Raw genomic sequence first — 18,442 nt, forward strand, 5'->3', positions numbered from 1 at the left:
AAACGAAGGGAATCCCATGAAAAAAGAAAATATTCCAAACGCCTTAACTCTTGTCAGGATTGCTTTAATCCCTGTATTTGTTGTGATTTTAACATTCGGTCATTCTTCCATCATGCATATTTTGGCAGCTTTTATCTTTGCTTTTGCTAGTATAACTGATTATCTAGATGGTTATTTGGCTCGAAAGTGGGAAGTGGTAACAAATTTTGGTAAATTTGCTGATCCCATGGCTGATAAGCTTTTAGTGATGTCTGCCTTTATCATGTTGATTGAGATGAAAATGGCTCCTGCCTGGGTTGTGGCTATTATTATTTGCCGGGAATTGGCAGTAACAGGTCTACGCTTGCTTTTAGTGGAAACAGGCGGTACAGTCTTGGCGGCTGCTATGCCTGGTAAAATCAAGACCTTCACGCAGATGTTTGCTATTATTTTTCTACTGATTCATTGGACTCTCTTAGGGCAAATCCTTCTGTATATCGCTTTAATCTTTACGATTTATTCTGGATATGACTACTTCAAGGGAAGTGCCTATCTCTTTAAAGATACTTTTAAATAATATGGAAAATATCATCGAAGTAAGAAATCTTAAGTACAAATACGATAGTGAGTCTGAGAATTACACTTTAAACGATGTCTCCTTTCAGGTAAAAAAAGGAGAATGGCTGTCTATTGTCGGTCATAATGGCAGTGGAAAATCAACCACTGTTCGTTTGATTGACGGTCTTTTAGAAGCGGAAAGCGGAGATATTATTATCTCAGGCGATAAGCTAACAGCTGAAAACGTCTGGGAAAAGCGTCGACAGATTGGTATGGTATTCCAAAATCCAGATAATCAGTTTGTTGGAGCAACTGTAGAAGACGATGTAGCCTTTGGTTTGGAAAATCAAGGGTTGGACTATAATCTGATGGTAGAGCGAGTCCAGCAGGCATTAGAGCTTGTCGGCATGCAGGATTTTAAGGAGCGTGAACCAGCTCGTCTTTCTGGAGGCCAGAAACAGCGGGTAGCTGTTGCAGGTGTAGTAGCTCTGAGACCGGATATTATTATTTTGGATGAAGCAACTAGTATGCTGGATCCAGAGGGACGTTTGGATCTTATTCAGACCGTGAAAAAAATTAAAGATAGTAATCAGCTGACCGTCATTTCTATCACTCATGACCTGGATGAAATAGCCTTAAGCGACCGTGTTTTGGTTATGAAAGAGGGTCAGGTTGAGTCTACCGCTACCCCGAGAGAACTTTTTTCTCGAGAAGATTTGGAAGAGCTAGGATTGGATCAGCCATTTGTTAATCAGGTAAAGGCGGCTTTGCGTCAGTCTGGGCTTTCTCTGCCAGACTCTTACTTAACAGAAAAAGAATTGCAGGATCAACTATGGGCATTACTCTCAAAAATGTAAGTTATACTTATCAAGCTGGCACTCCTTTTGAGGGACCAGCGCTTTTTGGAGTGGATTTGGAGATAAAATCCGGCAGCTATACCGCTCTTATCGGCCATACTGGCAGCGGTAAGTCAACCATTCTCCAGCTTTTAAATGGCTTACTAGTTCCCAATCAAGGCAGTGTTGAAGTAGGCAGTACAGTCATCACGGCTGATTCTGTCAATAAAGACATTAAACAGGTGCGCAAGAAGGTCGGTCTAGTCTTTCAATTTCCGGAAAGTCAAGTTTTTGATGAAACAGTTTTGAAAGATGTGGCCTTTGGTCCTCAGAATTTTGGTGTTTCTAAGGAAGAAGCGGAAGCTTTGGCGCGTGAAAAGCTGCACTTAGTCGGAATTTCTGAGGATTTGTTCAATCGCAGTCCTTTCGAACTTTCTGGTGGCCAGATGCGTAGGGTAGCCATCGCTGGTATACTAGCCATGGAGCCCGATATCTTGGTTTTGGATGAGCCGACAGCAGGACTTGATCCATTTGGTCGAAAAGAACTGATGAGGCTCTTTGAAGAGCTGCATCGTGCAGGTATGACCATTGTTTTGGTAACACACCTAATGGATGATGTAGCCAACTTTGCTGATACAGTCTATGTTTTAGATAAGGGCAGAGTAGTCAAGAGCGGTCAGCCTGCTCAGGTCTTTCAAGATCTTGATTTTATGGAGAGTATTCAATTGGGTGTTCCTAAGATTACAAAATTTGCTCACGAATTGGCGGAGAAGGGGTTGACTTTCTCGCACTATCCTATTACAATTGAAGAATTCAAGGAGATCTTGCATGGATAAGTTGATTTTAGGTCGCTATATTCCCGGAAATTCAATTATTCATCGTTTGGATCCGCGGAGCAAGTTGCTAGCGATGTTTCTTTTTATTCTATTAATTTTCTGGGCTAATAATCTTGTGACCAATCTGCTGCTGTTTGTTTTCGTTTTTAGTTTGGTCTTGCTGTCCAAGGTTCCTTTGAAGTTCTTTTTAAAGGGTATCCAGTCCATGGTTTTTATCATAGCTTTTACTACCTTGTTCCAGCTATTTTTGACCTCGGGAGGGGCCACAATCTTTCGATTCGCTTTTGTCAGAATTACAGAACTAGGACTGTCACAGGCTGGCATTATTTTTAGCCGCTTTATTCTGATTATTTTCTTTTCTACTCTTCTGACTCTGACAACGACACCCTTAAGCTTGTCTGATGCTGTGGAGTCTTTGCTGAAGCCTCTGAAGGTTTTCAAGGTGCCAGCACATGAGATTGGTCTGATGCTCTCTATGAGCCTGCGCTTCGTTCCAACTTTGATGGATGATACTACTCGGATTATGAACGCCCAGAGGGCGCGTGGTGTTGACTTTGGCGAGGGAAAGCTTGTTCAAAAGGTTAAATCTATTATTCCCATTCTAATCCCTTTGTTTGCTTCTAGTTTTAAAAGGGCAGATGCTCTAGCAATTGCCATGGAAGCGCGTGGCTATAATGGAGGTGAAGGTCGGACACGTTTTCGCCGCTTGGCATGGAAAAGAAATGACAGCTTGGCTATTATTAGCTTACTTATATTAGGCATTCTGCTTTATATATTGAAAAACTGACCTGCTGTTTAAAGAGTTTTTAGAGAATAGTATAAGTTAAACTTGTCTATTTTTTGCTTGATCAAAGAAAATATTTGGCAAAAAAGCTGTAAAAGTCTGTTTTTAACGTCTAAACTAAATGTTATTGTAACGTTTGACTTGTTAATGTAACTTTTTGGTAATATTTTATGTGTAAGATAGTATTATCACCGAAAGGAGAATTACATTTTAATGAACAAAAAAACAGCAAAATGGACTTTAACAGGTGCAGTCGCTGCAGCGGCTTTCTTGGTTTCAGGTATTGCAAATGCTGAGACCTATACAGTTGAAGCCGGTGATACTTTATCAGCTATTGCTAACGAAAAAAATACAACTCTTGAGAAATTAGTAGAGTTAAACAAGATTGCAGATCCAAATCACATCCGTGTTGGTCAAATCTTGGAACTTGGAAATAGTGCCAAAACGTCTGAAACAAGCGTAGCAGCAACTGCAACTCCCGTAAATAATTATGCAGCACCTGCAGCAACAGCTAATTCAGCAGCAACTTCAGGAGGCCTTGTACTTAGCAATGGTAATACCGCTGGTGCAACTGGTTCTTATGCAGCATCACGTATGGCAGAAATGACAGGTGTTCCTGCATCAACTTGGGAAGCTATTATTGCCCGTGAATCAAATGGTCAAGTAGATGCTTACAACCCTTCAGGTGCTAGTGGTCTTTTCCAAACGATGCCAGGTTGGGGATCAACAGCTACTGTTGATGATCAAATTCAATCAGCATATAGTGCCTACAGTGCTCAAGGACTTTCAGCTTGGGGTTACTAAGATAAAACTAAAAAAACCACAGAATCCCTGTGTTTTTTTTAGTTTACATAAAATTGACAATTTATAAGCAGAAAATGGTAGTGTAGATAAAGATTTAAAGATAACAATCTTATCTAGATTGACAGCTATGTAAAGTTATGAAAAGTGCTCTTTCAATATTTTTAAAATGTGCTTGGGAGAATTAGCCAGCAAATCTGCTCCATTTTCTAGTAACTCTCTTTGGCTGCCAAAGCCCCAAAGGACTCCTAGAGTTGAGATTCCTACTTCTTTACCGCCAATTATATCAAACTTTGTATCACCTATAATTATGGTTTCTTCTGGATTTGCATCTAGTGTTTGCAGAGCTCGGCGCAGAACATCTGCTTTGTGAAATGAATCTGGCAGTGAGCCAAAAATATCATCAAATTGCTCAGAGATAGCTAGATTTGCTAATAAATCTTGTGCTGTGGGTTGATTCTTACTCGTTGTTACATAAATTTTATAACCAGCTTCTTTTAACTGTGTCAGTAATTCTGGTATCCCTTCATAGAGGCGAACGCCCCAGATGCCTTTTTCCTTATAGAAGCTACGATAATAGTTAATCGCTTCTGGAACTTGCCTTTCTTCAAGAACGGAGGCGAAGCTTACTTCCAGAGGCGGCCCCATAAAACTTTTGATAATACTTTCTTCAGGGCACACTTTTCCAAGTTGTTTGAAGCTGTATTCAAAAGATTCTTGGATGCCCTTTGAACTGTCAACTAAAGTTCCATCCAAATCAAAGAAGATATATTTCAAATGATTCATCTTGTCTCCTTGTTTACTATCTAGTAAATCTACTTGACAAATTTGTCAAAGTTATTCTCCAAAGATTTCTTTTGAAAGTCTGCGTCCTGTAGGTGTTGTAGCTAGACCGCCTTCAGCTGTTTCTCTGAAAGCAGTAGGCAGACTTGACCCAACTTGATACATGGCGTCAATGACTTCGTCAACAGGAATTTTAGACTCGATTCCCGCAAGAGCCATATCAGCTGCAATAAAGGCGTAACTGGCTCCCATGGCATTTCGCTTGACACAAGGCACCTCCACTAGACCAGCTACTGGATCGCAAATCAAACCCAGCATATTTTTGATGACAAAACAAATAGCTTGACTGGCTTGAAAAGGTGAACCTCCAGCAGCTAGAACTAAAGCAGCTGCACTCATAGCAGAAGCGGAGCCGACCTCAGCTTGACAGCCACCTTCAGCACCCGAAATTGAGGCGTTATTGGCAATGACGAGGCCGAAAGCACCTGCGGCTAATAGAAAGTTTAGCTGTTCTTCTTCTGAGAGTCCTAATTTTTCAATGGCAGATGTAAGAACAGCTGGCAGACAGCCAGCGCTGCCGGCAGTAGGTGTTGCACAAACCAAGCCCATTTTAGCATTATGCTCATTGACAGCAATAGCATTTTTTGCAGCAGTCAGCACAGTGTGGTCTGATAAAGCCTTTCCTGACTGGATATAGTGGTCAAGTTTTGCTGCGTCTCCGCCAGTCAATCCGCTGCGAGACTTGCTCTCATCGAGTCCAAGAAGGACAGAGGCTTTCATGACTTCCAGATTGCGATGCATCAACCGCAGGACTTCATCTCTTTCACGACCAGTCAATTCATACTCGGTAGCAATCATCAATTCAGCAACATTTCCTTGGTAATCCAAGTCAGCTTGCTCTACCAATTCTTTGATGGAATAAAACATATTTTCTCCTATTTAAAGAAATTCACATTGTGCAGATGAGGAATATTGCGAATTTCGTTGATGGCTTCCTCACAGCTGCGGCTGTCAACTTCAATAATCATAATCGCTTTTTCCCCAGCCTTCTCACGGGTGACATTCATCTGTGCTATATTGATATTGTAGCGTGACAGAGCTTCGGTGACATGGGCAATCATACCTGGGACATCCTGGTGGACAATAATGATGGTCGGAGTATTCATGCTCAGAGATACTGAAAAGCCATTCAACTCCGTTACTTGAATGTTGCCGCCACCAATAGAGACTCCAGTCACACTGATTGTTTTATGGTCATTTTTGATTGTAATCTTTGTCGTATTTGGGTGGGGAGCATTGCTATCTTTTTGAATCGTCCAGACAATCTTGATACCGCGTTTATGGGCGATTTCAAGACTGTTAGGAATCTCTGGATCATCTGTATCCATACCTAAAATCCCTGCTACAAGAGCCAAGTCAGTTCCGTGACCTCGGTAAGTTTTGGCAAAAGAGTTAAAGAGCTGGAATTCTACTTCCGTAGGCTCATCGTTAAAAATGGAGGAGACAATTTTTCCAATACGGACTGCGCCTGCCGTATGGCTGCTTGATGGACCTATCATCACAGGTCCGATAATATCAAAAACAGATTGAAATCTTAGTGAAGTCATGATTTCTCCTTGCAGCTTATTTATTATTTTCATTATAACAAAGTTAAGGGCTTTCTGCTGATTTTTTAAATGAATTAAAAGTGGAGATTATAAAATTTCATTAGATAGGAAAGTAAACGAGAAAATCAATGAATTTACAACTTTGTAAACATTCTTTACAGTTGATAATTCTAGTTGAATTTCTGATTTGTTTTCCTAGGCCTTTCATGCTATAATAGGCCTTGCTCAAGCGACCTTCAATCGTTGAAAGCACAGCACGACCTTCAATCGTGAAATAACGAAAAGATGGGAGAACACAATGAGTGATAACTCTAAGATTCGTGTCGTTGTTGGTATGAGCGGAGGTGTTGATTCATCAGTAACTGCCTTGCTCTTGAAAGAGCAAGGTTACGATGTAATTGGCATCTTCATGAAAAACTGGGACGACACAGATGAATTTGGTGTCTGCACAGCCACAGAGGACTACAAGGATGTAGCAGCTGTTGCAGACCAGATTGGCATTCCTTACTACTCTGTCAACTTTGAAAAAGAGTACTGGGATCGCGTTTTTGAATACTTCTTGGCGGAATACCGAGCTGGTAGGACTCCGAACCCAGATGTTATGTGTAACAAGGAAATCAAGTTTAAAGCCTTCCTTGACTATGCCTTGACACTGGGTGCAGATTATGTTGCAACGGGTCACTATGCTCAGGTGAAGAGAGACCAAGAAGGCGTGGTTCACATGCTGCGTGGCAAGGACAATAATAAGGATCAGACTTACTTCCTAAGCCAACTATCACAGGAACAACTGCAAAAGACTATGTTTCCTCTGGGTCATTTAGAAAAGCCAGAAGTTCGAGCAATTGCTGAAAGAGCTGGTTTAGCTACAGCTAAGAAAAAAGACTCGACAGGTATTTGCTTCATTGGTGAGAAGAATTTTAAAGAATTTCTGAGTCAATATTTACCAGCCCAGCTGGGGCGCATGATGACCTTGGAAGGCCGAGATATGGGCCAGCATGCTGGCTTGATGTATTATACTATTGGCCAGCGAGGTGGTCTTGGAATTGGTGGTCAGCACGGGGGAGATAATGAGCCTTGGTTTGTGGTTGGAAAAGATCTCAGCCAAAATATTCTTTATGTCGGTCAGGGCTTTTACCATGACAATTTGATGTCAACCAGCCTTGACGCTAGTCAGGTTCATTTTACAAAAGAAATGCCAGAAGAATTTACTATAGAATGTACAGCTAAGTTCCGTTATCGTCAGCCTGATTCCAAAGTGACAGTTACTGTAAAGGGTGACAAGGCAGTTGTCAACTTTGATCAGCCTCAAAGGGCTGTTACTCCAGGTCAAGCAGTTGTCTTTTATGATGGCGATGAGTGCTTAGGTGGTGGCTTGATTGACAGAGCTTATAAGAATGGTCAAGTCTTGCAGTACATTTAGATTGACAATTCAGCTCAATCTGCTAAAATAAGATAAGCAATACCTATGATGGTCAAAGCTCATGGATGTTGCAGGCTTTTTTGTCCTGCACTTCTAGAGACTTGGCCTTTTTTGGTGAAAAAATGAAGGAAAAAGAAATGTCACACAATTTTACTGAAAGTTATGATATTATCGTGATTGGAGCAGGGCATGCTGGGGTTGAGGCATCGCTTGCTGCTAGTCGAATGGGTTGTAAGGTTCTTTTGGCAACCATCAATATTGAGATGCTGGCTTTTATGCCCTGCAATCCATCTATCGGAGGATCTGCAAAAGGCATTGTCGTTCGTGAAGTAGATGCTTTGGGCGGAGAGATGGCCAAGAATATTGACAAGAGCTATATCCAGATGAAAATGCTCAATACAGGCAAAGGACCTGCTGTTCGAGCTCTTCGGGCGCAGGCGGATAAAGAACTTTATTCCAAAGAAATGCGGAAGACTGTTGAAAATCAAGAAAATCTGACTCTACGGCAAACCATGATTAATGAAATCTTGGTAGAAGATGGTAAGGTCATTGGGGTTAAGACAGCGACCCATCAGGAGTATGCGGCTAAAGCCGTCATTGTTACGACTGGAACAGCCTTGCGGGGAGAAATTATCATTGGTGATCTCAAGTATTCATCTGGCCCTAATCACAGTCTAGCAGCCATTCCTTTAGCTGATAATCTGCGTGATCTAGGTTTTGAAATTGGTCGTTTTAAGACAGGAACGCCACCGCGTGTCAAGGCATCATCTATCAATTATGATGTGACTGAAATTCAGCCAGGTGATGAAAAGGCCAATCATTTCTCTTACACTTCTCGTGATGAGGACTATGTGAAAGATCAAGTGCCTTGCTGGTTGACTTATACCAATGCGGAAAGTCACGAAATTATCCAAAATAACCTGCACCGGGCTCCTATGTTTTCAGGTATCGTTAAGGGAGTGGGGCCACGCTATTGCCCGTCTATAGAGGATAAGATTGTCCGTTTTGCAGACAAGGAACGCCACCAGCTTTTCTTAGAGCCTGAGGGTCGTGATACAGAAGAAGTTTATGTACAGGGGCTGTCAACCAGTTTGCCAGAAGATGTACAGAAGGACTTGGTTCACTCTATCAAGGGTCTAGAAAATGCTGAGATGATGCGGACAGGCTATGCCATTGAGTACGATATGATTATGCCCCACCAGTTGCGGGCAACCTTAGAAACCAAGAAAATTTCAGGACTCTTTACAGCAGGGCAGACCAATGGAACATCTGGTTATGAAGAAGCTGCAGGTCAAGGGATTATCGCTGGGATTAATGCGGCCTTGAAAATCCAAGGTAAGCCGGAGTTGATCTTGAAGCGCAGTGATGGTTACATTGGAGTCATGATTGATGATTTGGTGACCAAGGGGACCGTAGAACCTTATCGCCTCTTGACTAGCCGAGCTGAGTACCGTTTGATTCTCCGCCATGACAATGCAGATATGCGTTTGACAGAGATGGGACGAGAAATTGGTCTGGTAGATGATGAGCGCTGGGCTCGTTTCGAGATTAAAAAGAATCAATTTAACAACGAGATGAAGCGTTTGGAATCTATCAAACTAAAGCCTATTAAGGAAACAAACGCTAAGGTAGAAGCGCTTGGCTTTAAGCCTCTGACGGATGCAGTGACTGCCAAAGAATTTATGCGGCGTCCGGAAGTATCTTACCAAGATGTAGTTCAGTTCATTGGTCCGGCGGCAGAGGAGCTTGATGAAAAGATTATCGAGCTAATTGAGACAGAGATTAAGTACGAAGGCTATATTTCTAAAGCTCTCGATCAGGTTGAAAAGATGAAGCGCATGGAAGAGAAGCGGATTCCAGCTAACATTGATTGGGATGATATTGACTCGATTGCGACTGAAGCGCGGCAAAAGTTCAAGAAAATCAATCCAGAAACGATTGGTCAGGCAAGTCGTATTTCTGGTGTCAATCCAGCAGATATTTCTATTTTGATGGTTTACTTAGAAGGCAAATCTAGAAGTATTTCTAAAAATCAAGCGAAGTAACTCTTGTAAAAGGCTTAGTTTCCTTTGGGAAGCAGCCTTTTTGTGTAAATTTACAATAGGTTTACAAATTTGTAAACTTTGAAAGACTATTTTTCGCTTCCTTTACCCTTCTTAAATGCTTTGATTATTGGGAGAAATTCGCTTTTTTCTAGGATTTATGGTAAAATGGCGGAATAAGAGGTCTATGATGAAAAAATTTCGTTTTGCCCCAATTCACTTGGCGATGGCGGGTCTAATTTCCTTTATAATCTTAGCCATCTGTCTGAGGCTTTTCGGTGATAGTTTGGCCATGCTAGCTGCTCTCATGCTTGTGCTGGCTCTTTTGATTGTGCTTTTTATCCAGCAACAGAGAGTATCCGAGCTAGATGAGATTGAGCAGATTCATTATGTCAATCATCAAGCAGAAGGAAGCCTCGCTTCCTTGCTGGATAAGATGCCAGTTGGTGTCATTAAAATCAGTGAAGATAGTAGTGATGTAGAGTGGTTTAATCCATATGCAGAACTGATTTTTACAACCGAAGATGGTGATTTTGATGCTGATATGCTCAAGAATATCATGAAGGCTGCTTATTCAGACTCTGGTCATTATGCTACGGTTGGAGACAAGAAATATTCGGTTTACTTGGACCGTGCATCCAGTGTGTTTTATTTTTTTGATGCATCCAATGAATACGAAGCCACTGTTGGTCTGGTGACAACGCGCCCGGTGATTGGGATTATCTCTGTGGATAATTATGATGATTTGGAAGATGTCGTTTCAGACACGGATATCAGTCATATCAATAGCTTTGTGGCCAACTTCGTAGCAGAATTTTCTGAGCAGTTTCACATGTTTTACCGTCGGGTTGGCATGGATCGGTTCTATCTTTTTACGGATTACACAGTGCTGGAACAGCTGATGGAAAATAAATTTTCTATCATTGATCAATTCCGGACGGAAGCTAAAAATCGAGAGCTGTCACTGACACTTAGTATGGGCTTTTCTTATGGTGATGGCAATCATGATGAAATCGGTCGGGTAGCCCTGCTTAACCTCAACTTAGCTGAAGTTCGGGGTGGGGATCAAGCTGTCGTCAAAGAAAATAACGACAACATGAACCCAATTTTCTTTGGTGGAGGAACGGCGTCAGCTGTTAAGCGGACGCGCACCCGAACTCGGGCTATGATGACTGCGATCTCTGATAAGATTAAGAGTGTGGATCAGGTATTTGTAGTCGGACATAAAAATCTGGATATGGATGCCTTGGGTTCTTCTCTTGGTATGCAGCTTTTTGCTAGTAATATCATCGAGAAAACTTATGTGGTCTATGATCCGTCTCAGATGGCTTCTGATATTGAGCGGTCCATTACAAAGCTCCAGCAGGAAGGGGCTGACTATCTGGTGCCGCTTTCTGAAGCAGTAAATATGGTGACCAATCGTTCTCTTTTGATTATGGTTGATCACTCCAAGATATCTCTGACTCTGTCTAAGGATTTCTTTGATCAATTCAGTCAGATTATCGTAGTCGACCACCATCGCCGTGATGAAGATTTTCCGGAAAATGCTGTGATTGCCTATATCGAAAGTGGGGCTAGCAGTGCTAGTGAGTTGGTGACGGAGCTGATTCAGTTCCAGAATTCTAAAAAGAACCGTCTCAGTAAGATGCAAGCCAGCATTCTCATGGCGGGGATTATGCTTGACACCAAAGGATTTTCATCTCGAGTCACCAGTCGGACCTTTGATGTGGCCAGCTATCTACGAACTCGGGGCAGTGACAGTGTTGTGATTCAGGACATTTCAGCTACGAATTTTGAGGAATATCGTGCGATTAATGAGCTGATTTTAAATGGTAAGAAGATTTTGCCTAATGTCATTGTAGCAGCTGGTCCAGAGGAGAACACTTATGATACGGTTGTCATCAGTAAGGCAGCTGATACCATGCTCTCCATGTCAGGAATTGAAGCTACTTTTGTCGTGAGCAAGAATACCAAAGGTTATGTGTCTATTTCGGCTCGCAGTCGCAGCAAGATCAATGTTCAGCGAATTATGGAAAAGCTGGGCGGTGGCGGTCATTTCAATCTGGCAGCAGCTCAAATTGAAGGTAAAACAGTTTCTGAGGTCCTTCAGTCGCTGAATCAAGAAATTATGGACCAAGTCATTAAAGAGGAAGTAATAATAGACGAGGAGAAAAAAGGATGAAAGTAATTTTTTTAGCAGATGTAAAAGGCAAGGGCAAAAAAGGCGAAATCAAGGAAATGCCAACTGGCTATGCTCAAAATTTTCTGATTAAGAAAAATTTAGCCAAGGAAGCAACAGCGCAGGCTATTGGTGAACTGCGCGGCAAGCAAAAGTCCGAAGAAAAAGCTCACGCAGAACTAGTGGCAGAAGCTCAAGCTATTAAAGCTAAGTTAGCAGCAGAAGCTACTCTTGTTCAATTTACTGAAAAAGTTGGTCCGGACGGCCGTACCTTTGGCTCTATTACCAGCAAGAAAATAGCAGAAGAGCTACAGAAGCAGTTTGGCATTAAAATTGATAAGCGCCATATTAAGGTGGACTCACCGATTCGTTCCATTGGTCTGATAGATGTTCCAGTGAAAATTTATCAGGATATAACTGGGGTGATCCGTTTGCGGGTTAAAGAAGGATAATAGTGATTTGAAGGAAGGATTTACCGATGGCAGAGATTGATGAACTCCGAGCTCAGCCTCAGGATATTTTAGCGGAGCAGTCCGTCTTAGGAGCCATTTTCATTGATGAGAGCAAACTGGTCTTTGTTCGTGAGTATATCGAGCCTGCTGACTTCTTTAAGTATGCCAATCGCTTGATTTTCAAGGCTATGATTGACTTGGCTGACCGCGGCGATGCCATTGATGCAACGACGGTTCGCAATATTTTAGACAGCCAGGGTGACTTGCAGAATATCGGCGGTCTCAGCTACTTGGTGGAAGTGGTCAATTCTGTGCCAACATCTGCCAATGCTGAATACTATGCTAAAATCGTTGCAGAGAAGGCCATTCTAAGGCGGCTGATTTCGCGTCTGACAGAGTCTATCAATCAAGCCTATGATGGCGACCGGCTGTCAGAGGAAATTATCGCCGGAGCTGAAAAAGCACTGATTGATGTCAGTGAAACAGCTAACCGCAGTGGCTTTAAAAATATCCGTGATGTGCTGAATCTTAACTTTGGCAATCTGGAGGCTCGATCTCTGCAGACATCAGATATCACTGGGATTGCGACTGGCTATCGTGAGCTGGACAAGATGACGACTGGTCTGCATGAGGAAGAATTAATCATTCTGGCGGCTCGGCCAGCGGTCGGAAAGACAGCCTTTGCCCTTAATATCGCTCAGAATATCGGAACCAAGCTGGATAAGACTGTGGCCATTTTCTCTCTGGAAATGGGTGCGGAGAGCTTGGTGGACCGGATGTTGGCTTCAGAAGGGGTGATTAACTCTCATTCCATTCGTACGGGGCAACTGACAGATGAAGAGTGGCAAAAATATACCATTGCGACAGCTAATCTGGCCAATGCTAGTATTTATATCGATGATACACCAGGGATTCGGATTACGGAGATTCGCTCGCGGGCTCGAAAACTGGCCCAGGAAACGGGCAATCTAGGGCTGGTCTTGATTGACTATCTGCAGCTGATCACAGGAACTGGTCGTGAAAATCGCCAGCAAGAAGTTTCGGAAATTTCCCGACAGTTGAAAATCTTGGCGAAGGAGCTCAAGGTGCCGGTCATTGCGCTGAGTCAGCTCTCGCGTGGCGTGGAGCAGCGGCAGGATAAGCGACCAGTGCTGTCTGATATTCGGGAATCAGGTTCCATTGAGCAGGATGCGGATATCGTTGCCTTCCTTTACCGGGATGATTATTATGATCGAGCTGGTGAGGAGGAAGAAGGCATTCCCAACAACAAGGTTGAAGTCATTATCGAGAAAAACCGGAGTGGAGCGCGTGGTACAGTAGAGTTAATTTTCCAGAAAGAGTATAATAAATTCTCAAGTATTTCCAAAAGAGAGGACGAATAAAGATGAGTGATGCATTTACAGATGTGGCAAAAATGAAAAAAATCAAAGAAGATATCAAGGCGCATGAGGGACAAATCGTTGAGATGACGCTGGAAAACGGTCGTAAGCGCCAAAAAAGCAAGCAAGGCCGTCTGATTGAAGTCTATCCGTCTTTGTTTATCGTGGAATATTCCAATGAAGGCGGTCAGCCAGGGGAAATCTCTAATACCTATGTAGAGTCTTATACTTATTCTGACATTTTGACAGAAAAGAACCTCATCCGTTATTTTGATGAATAGAAAGGTCCGGTGGGCCTTTTTACTTATATTTGAAGCAATTCCTCAGTCAAATCGACTTATATAGAGGATGATAAGCAAAGAAAACAGGTGGTCATCATGATTAAAAATTTGGTTTTTGATTTGGGCAATGTTCTGATTGAATGGAATTCTGAGAAAATCTTGACATATTTTGAACCTGAGAAAGAGCGGCAGCAGGTTCTTAGGCAGGTCATTTTTGAGTCGGGTGTCTGGCATCAGACGGACAGGGGAGAGCGGAGTTTGAAAGAAGCTTGTGAGGAAGTCCTGGCTCAGTTGGACGTCTCCTATCATTCTGCCGTTAAGAATATCCTCTATCACTGGTATGAGGTTGTGCATGTTTACAGTGGTTTACAGGAAAGGATTCGGCTATGGTCTGATCAAGGTTATCGAATCTATATCTTGTCAACCACTTGTGAGATTTTTTATCATATTGAAAAAGCTGGTTTGTTGCCCATTTACCCACTGCTGTCGGGCTATATCCTTTCCTCAGAGGTCGGTGTCGTCAAGCCAGAAGCAGAGATTTACCAAAAGCTGTTGAAAAAATATAATCTGAATCCAGTAGAATCCGTCTTCATTGATGATATTCAGGCTAACTTAGATACGGCAGCTGAATTGGGCTTTGAAACCATCTTATCCACAAGCGAGACAGAGAATATCAGGGCTATGGAGACTTTGCTGGCTGCGAAAGGGAAGTTTGACTGATTGATGATCGTTTGCTTTACTTATCGTTGAAAAGGAGTGAGTCCAAGCTTCAACCTTGACATTTGCTGATGATTGCGCTATCATAGTCCTATATATGGGAGTCTGTGTACAGTCTGAGAGGAAGTGTAAGCTTCGACCGCACCTGATCTGGGTAATGCCAGCGTAGGAATCATACCGAAAATAGTGGTATTTGTGCGCCTTTTCCATATATGGAAAAGGCCTTTTCTTTTATCATCTTTATCGATGGTGATATCTTGAAGAATTGCAGCACCAAAATGCAGGAAGGGAGGAAAATAGTTCTAATGAAAGCACTACAAAGGCTGATGCGGCAGCAAATCGGTCTCTTAGGTATGCTGGGTGTCCTTGTCATCTGGCAGGTCATGGGCTGGCTCAAGCTCTTGCCCAAGTTTATCCTGCCGACACCTCTGGAAATCGGTCAGGCCTTTATCAGAGATGCTGGATTTCTAGCAAGTCATAGCTGGGCGACCTTAAAAGTGGCCTTGTTGGGTTTATTGCTGGGTCTTATCTTGGCCTGTATACTAGCTATACTCATGGACAGCATGAGCTGGCTCAATGATCTGATTTATCCCATGATGGTCGTGGTGCAGACTATTCCGACCATTGCTTTGGCGCCAATTCTGGTTCTCTGGCTGGGTTATGGGATTTTGCCCAAGATTGTGCTCATTATTCTGACGACAACTTTTCCGATTATCGTCAGTATTCTGGACGGTTTTCGGCATTGTGACCGGGATACTCTGACTCTCTTTGAGCTTATGCAGGCCAATCGCTGGCAGATTCTCTGGCATTTTAAGATTCCAGCTAGTCTGCCCTATTTCTATGCGGGCTTGCGCGTCAGTGTTTCCTATGCCTTTATCACGACTGTGGTTTCCGAATGGCTGGGCGGTTTTGAAGGGCTGGGTGTTTATATGATCCAGTCTAAGAAGCTTTTCCAGTACGACACCATGTTTGCTATTATCATATTGGTTTCGGTCATCAGCCTTCTGGGAATGAAGCTGGTGGCTGTCAGTGAAAAATATGTCATTAAGTGGAAATAGGAGTTCAGCTCTGCTATTTCCCAAAGAAAGAAAAGAGGATAATGATGAAAAAAAGTTACAAAATGCTGCTGGCAGGTTTAGCTGCCGTGTCTATCGTTGGCCTAGCGGCCTGCGGTCAGTCGAAATCTACATCTGAAAGCAAGGATAAAAAGATTGATTTTATCCTAGACTGGTCACCTAACACCAACCATACCGGCCTTTATGTGGCTCAGGAAAAGGGCTATTTTAAGGAAGCAGGCGTGGATGTGGATATCAAGTTGCCACCAGAAGACAGCAGCTCGGATCTGATTATCAATGGTAAGGCACCTTTTGGTATTTACTTCCAGGACTCCATGGCTAAAAAATTGGATAAGGGTGCGGAAATCACTGCTGTTGCGGCCATCGTTGAGCATAATACTTCAGGCATCATTTCCAAGAAGTCTGCAGGGATTACAGGTCCTAAGGATCTGGCTGGCAAGAAATACGGCACCTGGAATGATCCGGTGGAGCTGGGCATGCTCAAAACCTTGGTCGAAAGCCAAGGCGGTCAGTTTGATGAGGTAGAAAAGGTTCCCAACAACGATTCCAACTCAATTACGCCGATTGAAAATGGTTTGTTTGATGCAGCGTGGATTTATCATGGCTGGGACGGCATCATGGCTCAGACTCAGGGCATGGATACTAATTTCTTTTATATGAAGGACTATGTAAAGGAGTTTGACTATTATTCTCCAGTGATTATTGCTAATAATGACTATCTCAAGAAGAATCCGGAAGAGGCGAAAAAGGTCTTGCAGGCTATCAAGAAAGGCTATCAATATGCCATGGAGCACCCTGAAGAAGCAGCGGATATTTTAATCAAGCATGCGCCGGAATTGAAAAACAAGCGCGACTTTGTCTTGGCTTCGCAAAAATATCTGTCTGAGCAATATGCATCGAATAAGGACAAGTGGGGTCAGTTTGAGGCTAGCCGCTGGAACGCCTTTTACAAATGGGCTAAGGATAATGATATCGTGGACAATGACTTGAGTGACAAGGGATTCAGCAATGAATTTGTGAAATAATGACAGAAATCAAACTTGAAAATGTAAGCTATGCTTACGATGAGCAACAGATTTTGAAAGACATCAGTCTAGAGGTAGAAGCAGGCCAGGTTGTAGCGATTTTGGGGCCTAGTGGAGTCGGGAAAACGACCCTCTTTAATCTGATTGCTGGGATTTTGGAGGTCCAGTCGGGCAGGATTGTCCTAGACGGGCAGGAAAATCCCAAGGGTCGGGTGAGTTATATGCTGCAGAAGGACTTGCTGCTGGAGCACAAGACGGTGCTGGGCAATGTCATCTTGCCCATGCTAATCCGAAAGGTATCCAAAAAGGAAGCGACGGATCAGGCGACTCAGATTTTGAAGGAGTTCGGGCTCTTTGATGTGGCAGATAAGTATCCACATGAGCTGAGCGGGGGGATGCGGCAGCGCGTGGCTCTGCTGCGAACCTATATGTTCGGCCACAAGCTATTTCTTCTGGACGAGGCCTTTAGTGCCTTGGATGAGCTGACCAAGATGGAGCTGCACACTTGGTATCTGGATATTCATCGTAGACTGGGTCTGACGACTCTCCTTATCACTCATAGCATCGAGGAAGCTCTGGCTCTCAGTGACCGTATCTATATTCTGAAAAATAGGCCTGGGCAAATCGTTGCAGATCTCCAATTGACCTGGTTAGACGGCGAGGATAAGGAACTGCAGAAGCTGCGATACAAGCAGGAGATTTTGAGGATTTTGGGAATATGAAGCAACTGCCTGAATTCCTTTGCTTTCAAGAAACAACTTCAATCAAGCCTTTTGGCTTGATTTTTTGCATGAGCCCCTTTACTTTTGACTTTATTCATGGTACAATAGCCCTTGTGTGAAATAGCAGCAGGAAAGCATGGAGCTCGTCAACAGAACATCAGCTATAAAAGTAGCCTTAGCTGTTTGGGCGAAAATGTTCTGCACGAATCAGGGCTTTCCAAGTGACTATTTCCTCAAAAATATTTTACAGGAGGACATTTTTATGTCACGTTATACAGGACCATCTTGGAAACAAGCTCGTCGTTTGGGTCTTTCTCTTACTGGTACAGGTAAAGAATTGGCTCGCCGCAACTATGTACCTGGTCAACATGGACCAAACAACCGTAGCAAATTGTCAGAATATGGTTTGCAATTGGCTGAAAAACAAAAACTTCGTTTCACTTACGGTGTAGGTGAAAAACAATTCCGTAACTTGTTCGTACAAGCTACAAAAATCAAAGGCGGAATCCTAGGTTTCAACTTCATGCTTCTTTTGGAACGTCGTTTGGATAACGTTGTTTACCGTCTTGGTCTTGCGACTACTCGTCGTCAAGCTCGTCAATTCGTAAACCACGGTCACATCCTTGTTGACGGAAAACGCGTTGATATCCCATCATACCGCGTAACTCCAGGTCAAGTGATCTCAGTTCGTGAAAAATCATTGAAAGTTCCAGCAATCCTTGAAGCTGTTGAAGCAACTCTTGGACGTCCAGCATTCGTATCATTCGATGTTGAAAAATTAGAAGGTTCATTGACTCGCCTTCCAGAGCGCGATGAAATCAACCCAGAAATCAACGAAGCACTTATCGTTGAATTCTATAACAAAATGCTTTAATTTGTATTTGTTCAGAAGTCGGTTTCCCGGCTTCTTTTTTATACTCTCAATGAATTAATTAGAGCTATTTCCAACTAAAAAATGTCAATGG

The 18,442-nt window shown here is 42.9% G+C and carries 19 protein-coding genes and 1 riboswitch; of the genes, 16 read left to right on the forward strand and 3 right to left on the reverse strand.

What is annotated here, in order from left to right:
• Positions 1-16 precede the first annotated feature (16 nt).
• From pgsA to RWS24_RS02665, 5 genes are all read left to right on the forward strand, one after another.
• A complete protein-coding gene (pgsA, locus tag RWS24_RS02645; protein WP_125382957.1) occupies positions 17-556 on the forward strand; it encodes a CDP-diacylglycerol--glycerol-3-phosphate 3-phosphatidyltransferase in 540 nt (179 codons plus the stop codon).
• Position 557: 1 nt separating this feature from the next.
• A complete protein-coding gene (locus tag RWS24_RS02650; RefSeq protein WP_314365122.1) occupies positions 558-1,394 on the forward strand; it encodes an energy-coupling factor ABC transporter ATP-binding protein in 837 nt (278 codons plus the stop codon).
• Entirely contained in the window at positions 1,370-2,209 is an 840-nt protein-coding gene (locus tag RWS24_RS02655) for an energy-coupling factor ABC transporter ATP-binding protein (protein WP_314365124.1), read from the forward strand. Before RWS24_RS02650 ends, RWS24_RS02655 begins: the two co-directional genes overlap by 25 nt.
• On the forward strand, positions 2,202-2,996 hold the full coding sequence (locus RWS24_RS02660; RefSeq protein WP_002905670.1) for an energy-coupling factor transporter transmembrane protein EcfT: 795 nt from the start codon (positions 2,202-2,204) through the stop codon (positions 2,994-2,996). The genes RWS24_RS02655 and RWS24_RS02660 overlap by 8 nt, the downstream gene beginning before the upstream one ends.
• 210 nt (positions 2,997-3,206) lie before the next feature.
• On the forward strand, positions 3,207-3,797 hold the full coding sequence (locus RWS24_RS02665; RefSeq protein ID WP_002894257.1) for a LysM peptidoglycan-binding domain-containing protein: 591 nt from the start codon (positions 3,207-3,209) through the stop codon (positions 3,795-3,797).
• A gap of 135 nt (positions 3,798-3,932) precedes the next feature.
• Here the strand turns inward: RWS24_RS02665 and RWS24_RS02670 are convergent, their stop codons facing one another.
• From RWS24_RS02670 to sdaAB, 3 genes are read right to left on the reverse strand one after another with little or no spacing between them, the layout of a single operon-like run.
• Positions 3,933-4,580, reverse strand: a complete 648-nt coding sequence (locus tag RWS24_RS02670) for an HAD family hydrolase (RefSeq protein ID WP_314365127.1) — start codon at positions 4,578-4,580, stop codon at positions 3,933-3,935.
• 51 nt (positions 4,581-4,631) lie between these two features.
• Positions 4,632-5,504 (reverse strand): L-serine ammonia-lyase, iron-sulfur-dependent, subunit alpha, encoded by an 873-nt coding sequence (sdaAA, locus tag RWS24_RS02675; RefSeq protein WP_002899542.1) that lies wholly within the window; start codon positions 5,502-5,504, stop codon positions 4,632-4,634.
• Between the two features lie 8 nt (positions 5,505-5,512).
• Positions 5,513-6,184 carry an L-serine ammonia-lyase, iron-sulfur-dependent subunit beta gene (sdaAB, locus tag RWS24_RS02680; RefSeq protein WP_125402680.1) on the reverse strand — a complete coding sequence of 224 codons (672 nt, stop codon included), beginning with the start codon at positions 6,182-6,184 and terminating at the stop codon, positions 5,513-5,515.
• 298 nt (positions 6,185-6,482) lie between these two features.
• On the opposite strand from sdaAB, the gene mnmA reads away from it, so the two are divergent.
• From mnmA to rpsD, 11 genes are all read left to right on the forward strand, one after another.
• Entirely contained in the window at positions 6,483-7,604 is a 1,122-nt protein-coding gene (gene mnmA, locus RWS24_RS02685; RefSeq protein WP_314365131.1) for a tRNA 2-thiouridine(34) synthase MnmA, read from the forward strand.
• A 137-nt stretch (positions 7,605-7,741) separates the two neighbouring features.
• Complete coding sequence (gene mnmG, locus RWS24_RS02690) at positions 7,742-9,649, forward strand: tRNA uridine-5-carboxymethylaminomethyl(34) synthesis enzyme MnmG (protein WP_314365133.1); 1,908 nt, start codon at positions 7,742-7,744, stop codon at positions 9,647-9,649.
• Positions 9,650-9,806: 157 nt separating this feature from the next.
• Complete coding sequence (locus RWS24_RS02695; RefSeq protein WP_032905415.1) at positions 9,807-11,828, forward strand: DHH family phosphoesterase; 2,022 nt, start codon at positions 9,807-9,809, stop codon at positions 11,826-11,828.
• Positions 11,825-12,277, forward strand: a complete 453-nt coding sequence (rplI, locus tag RWS24_RS02700) for a 50S ribosomal protein L9 (protein ID WP_002918016.1) — start codon at positions 11,825-11,827, stop codon at positions 12,275-12,277. The genes RWS24_RS02695 and rplI overlap by 4 nt, the downstream gene beginning before the upstream one ends.
• A 26-nt stretch (positions 12,278-12,303) precedes the next feature.
• Positions 12,304-13,659, forward strand: coding sequence for a replicative DNA helicase (gene dnaB / locus RWS24_RS02705; RefSeq protein ID WP_002894241.1), 1,356 nt, complete (start codon positions 12,304-12,306; stop codon positions 13,657-13,659).
• Positions 13,660-13,661: 2 nt separating this feature from the next.
• Positions 13,662-13,937 (forward strand): Veg family protein, encoded by a 276-nt coding sequence (locus RWS24_RS02710; protein ID WP_002894239.1) that lies wholly within the window; start codon positions 13,662-13,664, stop codon positions 13,935-13,937.
• A 96-nt stretch (positions 13,938-14,033) separates the two neighbouring features.
• The gene (locus RWS24_RS02715) at positions 14,034-14,657 is read left to right on the forward strand and encodes an HAD family phosphatase (RefSeq protein ID WP_002905662.1); all 624 of its coding nucleotides are present in this window, start codon (positions 14,034-14,036) and stop codon (positions 14,655-14,657) included.
• Positions 14,658-14,741: 84 nt separating this feature from the next.
• A riboswitch (TPP riboswitch) is annotated at positions 14,742-14,843 on the forward strand.
• An 89-nt stretch (positions 14,844-14,932) separates the two neighbouring features.
• The gene (locus tag RWS24_RS02720) at positions 14,933-15,712 is read left to right on the forward strand and encodes an ABC transporter permease (protein ID WP_185767985.1); all 780 of its coding nucleotides are present in this window, start codon (positions 14,933-14,935) and stop codon (positions 15,710-15,712) included.
• A 41-nt stretch (positions 15,713-15,753) separates the two neighbouring features.
• Positions 15,754-16,755, forward strand: coding sequence for an ABC transporter substrate-binding protein (locus RWS24_RS02725; protein ID WP_399553764.1), 1,002 nt, complete (start codon positions 15,754-15,756; stop codon positions 16,753-16,755).
• Positions 16,755-17,477, forward strand: a complete 723-nt coding sequence (locus RWS24_RS02730; protein WP_314365144.1) for an ABC transporter ATP-binding protein — start codon at positions 16,755-16,757, stop codon at positions 17,475-17,477. The genes RWS24_RS02725 and RWS24_RS02730 overlap by 1 nt, the downstream gene beginning before the upstream one ends.
• Positions 17,478-17,739: 262 nt before the next feature.
• Positions 17,740-18,351 (forward strand): 30S ribosomal protein S4, encoded by a 612-nt coding sequence (gene rpsD, locus RWS24_RS02735; protein WP_314365146.1) that lies wholly within the window; start codon positions 17,740-17,742, stop codon positions 18,349-18,351.
• Positions 18,352-18,442 lie beyond the last annotated feature (91 nt).

It is taken from the genome of uncultured Streptococcus sp. (assembly GCF_963528215.1).
Taxonomy (GTDB): Bacteria; Bacillota; Bacilli; order Lactobacillales; family Streptococcaceae; genus Streptococcus.

Coding starts and splice junctions, on each gene's coding strand:
- pgsA (WP_125382957.1), top strand. CDS start 17: ATGAAAAAAGAAAATATTCCAAACGCCTTAACTCTTGTCAGGATTGCT.
- RWS24_RS02650 (WP_314365122.1), top strand. CDS start 558: ATGGAAAATATCATCGAAGTAAGAAATCTTAAGTACAAATACGATAGT.
- RWS24_RS02655 (WP_314365124.1), top strand. CDS start 1,370: ATGGGCATTACTCTCAAAAATGTAAGTTATACTTATCAAGCTGGCACT.
- RWS24_RS02660 (WP_002905670.1), top strand. CDS start 2,202: ATGGATAAGTTGATTTTAGGTCGCTATATTCCCGGAAATTCAATTATT.
- RWS24_RS02665 (WP_002894257.1), top strand. CDS start 3,207: ATGAACAAAAAAACAGCAAAATGGACTTTAACAGGTGCAGTCGCTGCA.
- RWS24_RS02670 (WP_314365127.1), bottom strand. CDS start 4,580: ATGAATCATTTGAAATATATCTTCTTTGATTTGGATGGAACTTTAGTT.
- sdaAA (WP_002899542.1), bottom strand. CDS start 5,504: ATGTTTTATTCCATCAAAGAATTGGTAGAGCAAGCTGACTTGGATTAC.
- sdaAB (WP_125402680.1), bottom strand. CDS start 6,184: ATGACTTCACTAAGATTTCAATCTGTTTTTGATATTATCGGACCTGTG.
- mnmA (WP_314365131.1), top strand. CDS start 6,483: ATGAGTGATAACTCTAAGATTCGTGTCGTTGTTGGTATGAGCGGAGGT.
- mnmG (WP_314365133.1), top strand. CDS start 7,742: ATGTCACACAATTTTACTGAAAGTTATGATATTATCGTGATTGGAGCA.
- RWS24_RS02695 (WP_032905415.1), top strand. CDS start 9,807: ATGGTAAAATGGCGGAATAAGAGGTCTATGATGAAAAAATTTCGTTTT.
- rplI (WP_002918016.1), top strand. CDS start 11,825: ATGAAAGTAATTTTTTTAGCAGATGTAAAAGGCAAGGGCAAAAAAGGC.
- dnaB (WP_002894241.1), top strand. CDS start 12,304: ATGGCAGAGATTGATGAACTCCGAGCTCAGCCTCAGGATATTTTAGCG.
- RWS24_RS02710 (WP_002894239.1), top strand. CDS start 13,662: ATGAGTGATGCATTTACAGATGTGGCAAAAATGAAAAAAATCAAAGAA.
- RWS24_RS02715 (WP_002905662.1), top strand. CDS start 14,034: ATGATTAAAAATTTGGTTTTTGATTTGGGCAATGTTCTGATTGAATGG.
- RWS24_RS02720 (WP_185767985.1), top strand. CDS start 14,933: ATGCAGGAAGGGAGGAAAATAGTTCTAATGAAAGCACTACAAAGGCTG.
- RWS24_RS02725 (WP_399553764.1), top strand. CDS start 15,754: ATGATGAAAAAAAGTTACAAAATGCTGCTGGCAGGTTTAGCTGCCGTG.
- RWS24_RS02730 (WP_314365144.1), top strand. CDS start 16,755: ATGACAGAAATCAAACTTGAAAATGTAAGCTATGCTTACGATGAGCAA.
- rpsD (WP_314365146.1), top strand. CDS start 17,740: ATGTCACGTTATACAGGACCATCTTGGAAACAAGCTCGTCGTTTGGGT.